Below are 9,060 nucleotides of genomic sequence, written 5' to 3'. Positions count from 1 at the left end.
GGCGCAGGCCCGGCGGTCGCCGCATCCCCCGGCCCGTGGTCGGGAATGACCGTTCCTGCATGACTCGCCCACACCCCGAGACCGACCGAAACGGGCGCTAGCAGATCGCTTTACGGCGCATGCACGGGCTTGATGCGCGGGCGGTTGAGGCGTTTCGCGCCATCGGCGGTGACGAGCCAGGCGTGTTCGTCGATGCGGACCTTGCGCATCCCCGCCGGCGTCCAGACAGTCCCGGATCCGCCGAAGCGAAACCGCAGCGACGGCGCCATGGCGGGGTTTGCCGGCCAGACGGCGCCGACGAACACCGGCGCATCGATCCGGGCGGCGAGGCGGCGGACGGCGGGCAGCAGCGTGCGGCGGGCCCAGTCGTCATCGGGGCGGCTGCCCGGACCAGCCATCGCGGCCGCGCCGACAGGCGGCGCCGCGCAGGCGGGGGCCTTCATCTTGCGGACCTCGGCGTGGCGGAGCGAGAGGTGGAAGTCGGCGATCGTGCCGGGCCGCTGGAAGTCCTCGTTCTTGATGAGGGCGTAGCGCTCCATGTGGGCCACGTGGCAGAGCGACGGCTCGAGCGCAAACGCCAGGCGCCGACCATGCTGCGACAGGTTGATCCACTGGTAGGCGGGATCGTCTTGCAACTCTCCGATGGCGCGGCGCAGGGCGCGCGCGTCTTTGGCCCGGCCAAGGCCAATCATGTTGCGCACATCGACGCTCGGCAAGCTGCATCCGTATGGGTGAGGTTCGCCGGCCGGCTGCCTCTCGCGGTAGGCGTAGTAGATCGCCATCAGCGCGAGGCGAAGCTTGAGCGCGTGCAGCCTGAGCGGGCGCGGGTTGTGGGCGAAGGCGGCGTCGAGGAGGAAGGTCATGGGTCGCACTCCTGGCTGGTGAGCACGGGAGGTGCGACCGTCCAGGCAGCCCGCGCGGCGCGGGGTGCGCACCCTCGGGGAGCGCCCTCGGCGCGGCGCGGCGTGTTCCCCGGGGCGCGGGGCTGGCGATCCCGCGGCTTCTGCCAGAACTACCGCACGGGTGGTCTCGTCGCCCGCCAGGGTCGCGCCGTCTCCCGTCACAGGCGCCGCAGGGAGGCCGCATGTCCCTGCGCCGGCACGGCGATCGCCTTGGGGAAATCGGTGAACCAAGAGGGAAAGCGGAAAACACCACTCTAGAAAGCCGACCTTCGGCCGGTCCAGGGCAGGACGAGGGTTTTTCAGGAACCATCGGCTTCGGCGCGCACCATCATGGGCACGGCTCTTTTTCCGCTTTTCGCGATCGAACCCATGTCCGGCTCCTCATGAGGGAGCCAGCCATGCCGCCACCGCCCGTCCCGCAGATGCCACCCCGGACGCCACGCCGCCCGAGCCCTGTGGCGAAGACGCCCGTAAGCGCCACGCTGACCGAGGTGGCCAAACACTGGCGCGTCGATGTCGAGACCGCCCGGCGCGTGCTCGGCGCCAAGGGCGTGCAGGACCAGGAGACCCACGCGAAGCCGCGCTACCTCTGGCGCGACATCTGGGCGATCGAGCGGGCCGGCGCGCTGGCGGGCGCCGCATGGCCGGATACGACCACACCGCTGTGCACCGCCATCGCTGCGGGCGAGGCCCTCGACCAGGATGCCTCGACCGCCCGCCGCTACGCCAATTCGGGCCGCCTACCCGCGACGCGGCTGGGGCCCAAGCTGCTGCGAATCCACCCCGCCGGCCTCCCGTGATCCCTCCTCGAAGAGGTGGCGTCATGAGGCGTTTTGCGCGTCGTTCAGGGGTCTTGCAGACCCATGAGGCGAACGCCCCGAGAAAGATCGTTTGAGTATCTTACAGGGTGTACACCTCATTGCGCGGCCTTCGGCGTTTTGCGCGCCGCTCGGCAGCGACGACGCGCAAACGCCTCATGACCGCCTCCTTGACCCCTTCCGTCAGCCAAGGAGACCGCCGTGAACAAGGCCACCGTTACCGTCCAGGAGATCATCGACCAGATCGAGGCGGGCACCATCCCGTATTCCGACCAGAACAGGCCGCGGGTGCTCGCCGCCCTGCGCCGCTGCAGCAAGCTCTACGACAATCGGCACCCCGCCCAGATCATCCTCTGCGCGGAATCGTTCCGTGACCGGTGGGGAAAAGGCCCTGTCCTGTCCTTCCCCGGCGTCTTCAAGACGCGGGCCGCGTTCGCGGACTGGCGCTCGAACGTACGCGGCGCGATCGATGCGGCGACCGGCGCCACCGCCCGACGCGCCGCGCTCGCCGCGCAGCATGACGGATGGGCTGTCCTGCGCGCGGCGCTTCAGCCGCATGTCGGCGGTCCCAACGCGCCGATCCATGAGAAGGCGCTGATCCGCTTCGACATGCTCGCGCGCATGGCACGCGATGTCGGCCGCGAGCCGCTCGAGGTCGACGCCCCCTGGGCGAAGGCAACCCACGACGCGCTCAAGGCGTGGACCGATCGCAGGGGTTTCCGCAAGGCGATCGCCCTGCTCGACCGCGTCGGCGCGCTGGACGGTGTCGCGGGCCTCGTCCCTGCCGCCCCGATCAGACTGACACAGCCACGGCGCTGCGAGCCGCGCGCGACCCGGATCCCGCCTGCCATCGCCGGGCCGCTCGAGGCGTGGCTGGCGCTACGGGCCCGCGGCACGCGCCTCTCGGGCTACACCGAACTGTCCATCGATGGTGTCAAACCCAAGACCGTCAAGCAGTACCGGACCGGCGTGGAGTGGTATGTCGACGGCCTGCGCGCGCTGGACCTCGTCGACCTCGACACCGTCGCGGGACCGCAGGACATCGCCGACCCGGCTTTGCTCTGGCGGCTGGTCGAGGCCGAGATCGACGGCCGGACGGCCAAGGAACTCACACCGAACACGTTGCAAGGCTACCTGTCTGGTGCCGCCTACTTCCTTGCACCCTACGCACCCGACATCCTTGCCGAGCGCAAGCTGATGCTCAAATTGCCATACTTCGAGGGGATCCACGGCATGACGCCCGAGATCCGGGACTGGTGCCGCGACCTGATCCGGTCACCCGACCAGCAGTACGCGTTCCTGTCGACCCCCGCGACGCTGTTCGCGCGCGCCACCCCGCTGATCGACAGGTGGGACGCGCTCGATTTCCACGAGCGCGCCGACGCGATGCGGCTCGCGATCGTTGCGGCAGCGATGGCGATCACAACCCGCCTGCCGCTGCGCGTCAGCAATCTGATCGGCCTCGTGCTGGGCGGCCCGGACCAGCAGCTGTTCCTGCCCGACCGCCGCCGCGCCCCGGCGCGGATCATGCTGCCCGCGACCGTCGTGAAGAACGACAAGGCCATCGACGCCGATCTGCTCGACACGTCGACCTTCAGCCCGGCCCAGATCCTGCGCTGGTTCGTCAAGGATGTGCGCCCGCGCCTCGCCGCCGAGTACGACATCGACCCCGACGCGGACGACCGCCTGTTTCCGGGGCTCACCTACGGCCGGTATCTGCGTCTGTTCGTGCGCACCATGGCCGAGCTCGGCCTGTCGATGACGCCGCACCGGTGCCGCCACGCGCTCGCGTCGATCCTGCTCGCGATCGACCCCAACACGATCCGCCAGGTCGCCGAGCTCCTTGGCGACTGTCTCGCCACGGTCGACAGGCACTATGGCTGGATCGACAAGCGCGCCCTGATCACCGAGGCCCAGAAGATCGCCTCCAAGGCCCTTGAGGCACTGGACCGCCGTGCCGGCATCCGCAGGCGGGCGGCATGAGCGCCGCGGACGGCGCAGGGCGCCAAAGGGGACCCGGGCCGCGCTGCCCGGTGTCGCGGGCCGATCTGCCAGGCTGGATGCGCGATGTCCTCGACGCCATGGAGAAGGGTCGGCCGCGGCGCGGCGTGGCCGCCCCGCCGGAGTCCCGATGGCGCGCGGTCACCGGCGTGCTGCGCGATCTCGTGGCGGCGGCGCGCCGGCACGGGCTGGCCGAGGAGATCGCCGAGCCCACCGTCGCCGCGATGCTAGCCGACGCCCGCGCCCGCGGTGTGGGCGAGGCCTCGCTCGGCACGCATATGTCGGTGTTGCGCCTCTTCGCGCGCTATGCCGGCCGCGGCGTCGCCTGGGCCGACGCGAGCTCGGGCATCGACATGCGCACCGCGCGCAGCGTGCTCGCAGCCCCCGCCATGCGGCCGTACCGCGACGCCGCCGCCGGGCTGCTGGCCGAGGGTGTCCGGCTGTCGGATGTGAAGCTCGTCGGCCGCTGGCTCGCCCTTTCGGCCGAGCGCGAGGGCGCGCCGCGCGAGCGCGATGTCGAAGCGATCACCGGGCAGAGCGAGAAGAAGGCGCGCACGCTCGCGTTCACGCTCCATCGCCTCGACCCCACCCACGCCGATCTGCCGCTGCTGCAGGGCTGGCAGCGCACCCTCGCGAGCGAGACGCGCACGCGCAAGGGATTGCGGCGTCCCCGGGGGCCCCGGCCGCGGGAGCACTCCGTACCCGTCGACGCGCTGCCCGCGCCGATGCAGGCGCAGCTTGCCGAGCTCGCCGCGCCGGGCGATCGCCGCCACAAGCCCTGGAAGCCCGTGAGCGTCCGCAATGCGGCGCTGCCGCTATGTCAGGTCGTGCACGAGGCACGCGCGGTCGGCGCGCCGGAGACGATCTGTCCCGAGTCCATGCAAGCCTGGCTCGCCGCGCTCAAGGCGCGGGACGTCTCTGCGCGGAGCAAGGCGTCGATGCTCCACACCATCGGCATTTATGCCAGCCGTGCCGGTCTCGACGCCGAGGAGCAGGACCGGATCCTGCGAGAGGAGGCGTTCTGGCGCAAACAGGCGAGGGGCGTGCCAAAGCGCAAGGAGCGGCACCTCGCCGAGAACCCGCTCACCCTCGTCGACGTGGCCGAGGCCGCACGGGCGCGGTCCGAGGCGGCGCCGGGCTTGCCGCGCAGCGACCACCGCCGCGCCGCATGGCTCGACGCGGCGGCGCTGGCGCTCTCGATCGCGCGGCCGGACCGAGAGCTCGACTTCACACGCTATGTCGTGGGTAAGACGCTCTGGCGCACCGAGGCAGGCTGGGAGAGCGACCTCTTCTCGAGCAAGACCGATGTCGAGGTGGAGGGCGCGGTATGGGATGCCGTCGGCGCCTATCTCGACGACGGGATCCTCCTCGGGGCGGACCCGTCGGCGTTCTGGCGTCTCTACCACGAGCGGGAGGGCGCGGCGTACTTCTGCCACGCCGACGGCGCGCCCATGGCGCCGGGCCGCGTGCGCAGCGCCTTCCTGCGCTGCCTCGGCGTCCGCAGCCACCTCATGCGGACACTGTGGTTCGACGAGGCGGCCGCCTGGGGTGAATGGGGGCTGATGGCGGCCCGTACCCTCGCAGGTCACCGGTCGGTCCTGACGGCGGGGCACTACGAGACGGACGTTGCCGCCCGGGCCCGCATCTCGGCGATGCAGGAGCAGCTGTCGGTCCATCACGACAGCCTGCACGCCGCGCACACCGGAGCGCGCGCCGCGGCGCCGGACAAGGGGGTTGCCTGAGGGACACGGTGGGCGGCGGCGTCACGGCGCCGCCGCCGTCGCGCAGACCTGGGTCTGGCCGGTGACAAACGGCCCCCCAGCTTGACCGACGCGGTGGCGACGGGCCCGGCCATGTGCCGGCCACCGGTCCACCGCGCGAGAAGACCATGCTGGTGCATGGCCACGGTCCCACACCGGATGACCGACAGGATCTTTCCCGGACACCGCCTGGCGCCGGACAGCGCAGCAAGCGCACGAGGTGGTCAGGCCCGCTCTCCGCCAGCCGCGCATTCGCGGTCATCTGTCAGCGTGCGCCGCGAAAGATCGAGAGAGCCGGTGCGTCCCATCGGTGCGCAGAAAGGGCGGGCGGATCGCCCATCCGCCGCCGCGCCGACCCTCTTGTGAGGCCGACGCGGCGGCGGACGGGCTCTGTAGAGAAGACATGGCGTATTGGCGAGGCGGCCCTTTCCGGGGGTTCTGGAGAAGGGACCGGGTTGCGGGCCGTCTGATCCGGCATCACCGGCGGTGGACCCCTCGGCTGCCTGGCGGGGCGCTGGCCCGCCTGCAGATCCACCACGCCCCGGATCCGGTCCGGTCAGCTCCCGCCAGGGCAGGTGGGCGCCGGATGCGTCGCATCAGGCCTCGACGCGCCCCTCGCGCCACGGCCCCCCCGCCGCGGGGTCTTGACCGGACAGTCCGTCGGTCTTGCCGAGGAGGCCCCCATGACTGCGAGCGACGAGCCATTCCTGCCTGTCTGCGCCACCTTCCTGCGCCAGCACGTGGCGCCGCCGCTCACGCGCTGTCTCGCGGACGAAACCGGCGCGGACGCCAGTCGCGCGCCGCTGGTCGCCTGCGTCACGACCTGGCTCGCCGACCTCGTCGCAGCCCAGGACGCAGCTGTGCTGGCGCCCGAGCGGCTCTCGCTCGTGCTCGAGACGCTGTGGGTTCTGTCCATCCTCGGGCTGCTCCCGAGCCCCGACCACGGCCGCCGCTTCGTCGACATCGCGCTGCGGCCGGGGCTGACGCGCGCGCTCGAGCTCGCGCTCGCCGGCGTGGGCGCCCTCGACCTGCTGCGTGGCACGCAGGTCGTCGATAATTTCCGCCAGCGGCAGAGCTTCCTCGTCGACATGATGGCCGACGCCGCCGACCCGCAATCGCGGGCGCGCAGGATGATGTGAGACTGCGATCCAGCGCCACGGGCCCGCACCGTCTGCCATGATGGCACGCTCCCGCGCCCCGACCCGCCCTCAGGGCGGGTCGCTTGACCCCGAACCCTGACCGGGGCCGAGCGCGAGGAGCATCGCCATGAACATCGTCACGACCCCCCACGCCTTCGCCGCACCCGAACGCCTGCGCGCGTTGCGGCTCGAGGCCGCGATGGCCCGCAAGGCCCGGCACGTCAATCTGGGCCTGCTGGTGCGCCAGCACGAGGACAGCCTTCGCAGCGCCGCACAGCGCTGCGATCACAGCGCGCGTGCAGCGCTCCATCGGCTCATCGTGGCCGTCGAGACCGACGACCGCTGGACACCCGCAACAGCACGCGACCTTCGGGCGGCCGTGCGCGGTCTGTCGGCGTCCATCGGGCGCCTGGCCCACGCGCCCGAGACCGCGGAGGCACTGGCATGGCTGCGCGACCGCATCGCCGAGATCGCCGCCCAGGACGCGAGGGTGACGGCGCTCGACGCCGTGCTGGCTGCCCACTGGCCCGCAGCGGCGCGCCAGGTCGCGGGGCAGCCCGCGAGGCGCGGCCGCCGGCGCTAGGACCCGCCGGTCCCGGCATCAGGCCGGATGGGCTGAACCCGTGGCCGACGCCGGCGCCGAAGACCGGGGCTGGGCACCCGTGTCTCGGCGCCGGGCCTTGCCGGGGTTCACCGCAGTGTCGTTCCCGCCTGCAGCCAAGAGCTCGGCGATCCGTGCCTCGACCATTACGAGGTCGGTCAGTGCGGCGGCGTGGTCGTCACGCCGTCCGGCGGTGTGGGCGAGCCAGGTGGTCCCGGCCAGGCGGCGGCGCATCTCGGCCTTGGCGGCAAGACCCTCCAGCGGCGACGCCCCGTTGGCTTCGGGCGCGGTGGCGCCTGCCTGGCGCGTTGCCGCCGGGGTGGCCGCGACGGGCCGAAGCTGTGCCGGCGTCGGGGCTTTCGCAGCCGTGGCGGTTGTGGTCTCGCCGGTGCCGTTCTCGGTCATCGCGGGCTCCTTCGGCTGGATGAGTTTCTCGTCATGGCCAGTGCTCGCGGCCGGAGTGGGGGCTTTGGCTTCGGCGGCCTTCGACGCCGCAGCGGCGGCCTCAAGCTTCGCGAGGACCGCGCGCCGCGCCGCGAGATGCGCCAGAAGGGCGCCGTGCGCCGCCGCCTCCAGGCGGTCGCGTTCGGCAAAATGCTCGGCGATGGCCTTCTCGATCGCCGCCGTGGCGCCGTCGGCGATGGCCGCCATGCGGCTTGCATGCGCTGCCTCGAGCGCCTGTGCGTCCGCGTCTGACAGCAGCGCGAAGGCTGCCGTTCCGGCGGTGGTGTCGGTGTTGGTGGTCGTCATGGGGCATCCCCTGTGGCCAGCGCCACGACCTGTGGCGGCTGGGGAGCACATCGGTGCACTGGCGATCGGTCGGGGCGCGCACCACGCAAAGATTTTTCCGCGAACGCAGACGATCGGCGATGTGCCGCGGCTTGACCCGACCGGACTTTCCCGAACCGGGTCCCGGAGACACGCCATGTCCGACTACCCGCACATCATAATCACCGCCTTGCTCACCGAGCTGCTGGACCGCTTCGCCCCAGCCCTGCTGGCGGCGGACGCCGTCTGTCGCCGCGCCGCCGGCAACCCGGGCCTCGCCCGCGCCCAGGGCCTGCTGGCCACATGGCTGGACGACCTGCGGCGCGGCGAGCACGACGATGCCCTGGCCCCCGATCGCCTCGACGCCGTGCTGCGCGCGCTGCTGGTCCGCGCCATCAGCCGCGGTACGGTCGCTGCCAGGGGCCACCCCGATCATGGCGGGCCCGTCCTGCGGCTCGCGGCCGAGGACCTCGCCGTACTGGAAATCGCCCGCGAGATTGCCGCCACACTCGATGTCGCGCAGGGCACCGCGGTGGTCGAGACCTACGATGCACACCGTGAAGCGATGCTCGACCGCATCTTCGCGATGGCGGCTCAGACGGACCGGCCGTCGCGCTGACGCGGGCGCCGCCAGCCGCAGAGCCTGTGCCGATGCAACGGCGCAGGCTTTGGTCGAATTATCTCCGGAAGAGTTTCGGCAAACAGTCGGCGAAGCGCCAAACACGTTCTCGGCCAGATGGTTGCGGTCAAGGCGACCCGCGCACCACCAACCCGCCAGCTGCCGCCGGACGATCCCTCGTCCTTCCCGGGAAGATGGGGATGTCTCCATCCGCAAGAACGGGCTTGGCGTTTCATGGGACAATCGGCGGGGCGGCGGGAGACCCAAGAGTGCGGCGCCATCGAGCGGCGCGCACGGGTGGAGCGGGCGCTGGGGTATGCCGCGCTGCTCGTGGACCGGCAGGGGGAGGCCTTCCTGCCGATATTCCTGCGCCTCGAGACCGAACTCGCCGCCATGACGCAACAAGCCAACGCGCTCGACCGAGCCCGGGCGCGGGTCGCTCAAATGGCGAT

The 9,060-nt window shown here is 71.8% G+C and carries 9 protein-coding genes; 7 read left to right on the top strand and 2 right to left on the bottom strand.

The annotated features are described in order from the left end of the window. Positions 1–110: 110 nt before the first annotated feature. Entirely contained in the window at positions 111–935 is an 825-nt protein-coding gene (locus tag BLW43_RS21910) for a hypothetical protein (RefSeq protein ID WP_139284199.1), read from the bottom strand. 149 nt (positions 936–1,084) lie between these two features. On the opposite strand from BLW43_RS21910, the gene BLW43_RS23820 reads away from it, so the two are divergent. From BLW43_RS23820 to BLW43_RS21885, 5 genes are all read left to right on the top strand, one after another. Next, the gene (locus BLW43_RS23820; protein WP_175479060.1) at positions 1,085–1,702 is read left to right on the top strand and encodes a hypothetical protein; all 618 of its coding nucleotides are present in this window, start codon (positions 1,085–1,087) and stop codon (positions 1,700–1,702) included. 219 nt (positions 1,703–1,921) lie between these two features. Beyond that, entirely contained in the window at positions 1,922–3,703 is a 1,782-nt protein-coding gene (locus BLW43_RS21900; protein ID WP_093256884.1) for a hypothetical protein, read from the top strand. Next, positions 3,700–5,463: a serine/threonine-protein kinase gene (locus BLW43_RS21895; protein ID WP_139284198.1), complete on the top strand. Its 1,764-nt coding sequence runs from the start codon at positions 3,700–3,702 to the stop codon at positions 5,461–5,463. Before BLW43_RS21900 ends, BLW43_RS21895 begins: the two co-directional genes overlap by 4 nt. 701 nt (positions 5,464–6,164) lie before the next feature. Next, complete coding sequence (locus BLW43_RS21890) at positions 6,165–6,620, top strand: P-loop NTPase family protein (protein ID WP_093256878.1); 456 nt, start codon at positions 6,165–6,167, stop codon at positions 6,618–6,620. 127 nt (positions 6,621–6,747) lie between these two features. Next, positions 6,748–7,203 (top strand): hypothetical protein, encoded by a 456-nt coding sequence (locus tag BLW43_RS21885; RefSeq protein ID WP_093256876.1) that lies wholly within the window; start codon positions 6,748–6,750, stop codon positions 7,201–7,203. A gap of 18 nt (positions 7,204–7,221) precedes the next feature. On the opposite strand, the gene BLW43_RS21880 is transcribed toward BLW43_RS21885, so the two are convergent. Then, a complete protein-coding gene (locus BLW43_RS21880; RefSeq protein ID WP_093256873.1) occupies positions 7,222–7,971 on the bottom strand; it encodes a hypothetical protein in 750 nt (249 codons plus the stop codon). Between the two features lie 175 nt (positions 7,972–8,146). On the opposite strand from BLW43_RS21880, the gene BLW43_RS21875 reads away from it, so the two are divergent. Beyond that, complete coding sequence (locus BLW43_RS21875) at positions 8,147–8,608, top strand: hypothetical protein (protein ID WP_093256870.1); 462 nt, start codon at positions 8,147–8,149, stop codon at positions 8,606–8,608. Positions 8,609–8,842: 234 nt separating this feature from the next. After that, positions 8,843–9,060: hypothetical protein (locus BLW43_RS21870; RefSeq protein WP_217632284.1), on the top strand; the 218-nt coding region annotated here is incomplete at its 3' end.

The sequence above is a fragment of the Rubrimonas cliftonensis genome (assembly GCF_900107585.1).
Taxonomy (GTDB): Bacteria; Pseudomonadota; Alphaproteobacteria; order Rhodobacterales; family Rhodobacteraceae; genus Rubrimonas; species Rubrimonas cliftonensis.
Note: the sequence above shows the minus strand (reverse complement) of the source record. Positions and strands in the feature narration are given on the sequence as shown.

Bases quoted from the DNA above. Each gene is read 5' to 3' on its own strand.
- BLW43_RS23820 (WP_175479060.1), top strand. From the start codon at position 1,085: ATGTCCCTGCGCCGGCACGGCGATCGCCTTGGGGAAATCGGTGAACCA.
- BLW43_RS21895 (WP_139284198.1), top strand. From the start codon at position 3,700: ATGAGCGCCGCGGACGGCGCAGGGCGCCAAAGGGGACCCGGGCCGCGC.
- BLW43_RS21890 (WP_093256878.1), top strand. From the start codon at position 6,165: ATGACTGCGAGCGACGAGCCATTCCTGCCTGTCTGCGCCACCTTCCTG.
- BLW43_RS21885 (WP_093256876.1), top strand. From the start codon at position 6,748: ATGAACATCGTCACGACCCCCCACGCCTTCGCCGCACCCGAACGCCTG.
- BLW43_RS21880 (WP_093256873.1), bottom strand. From the start codon at position 7,971: ATGACGACCACCAACACCGACACCACCGCCGGAACGGCAGCCTTCGCG.
- BLW43_RS21875 (WP_093256870.1), top strand. From the start codon at position 8,147: ATGTCCGACTACCCGCACATCATAATCACCGCCTTGCTCACCGAGCTG.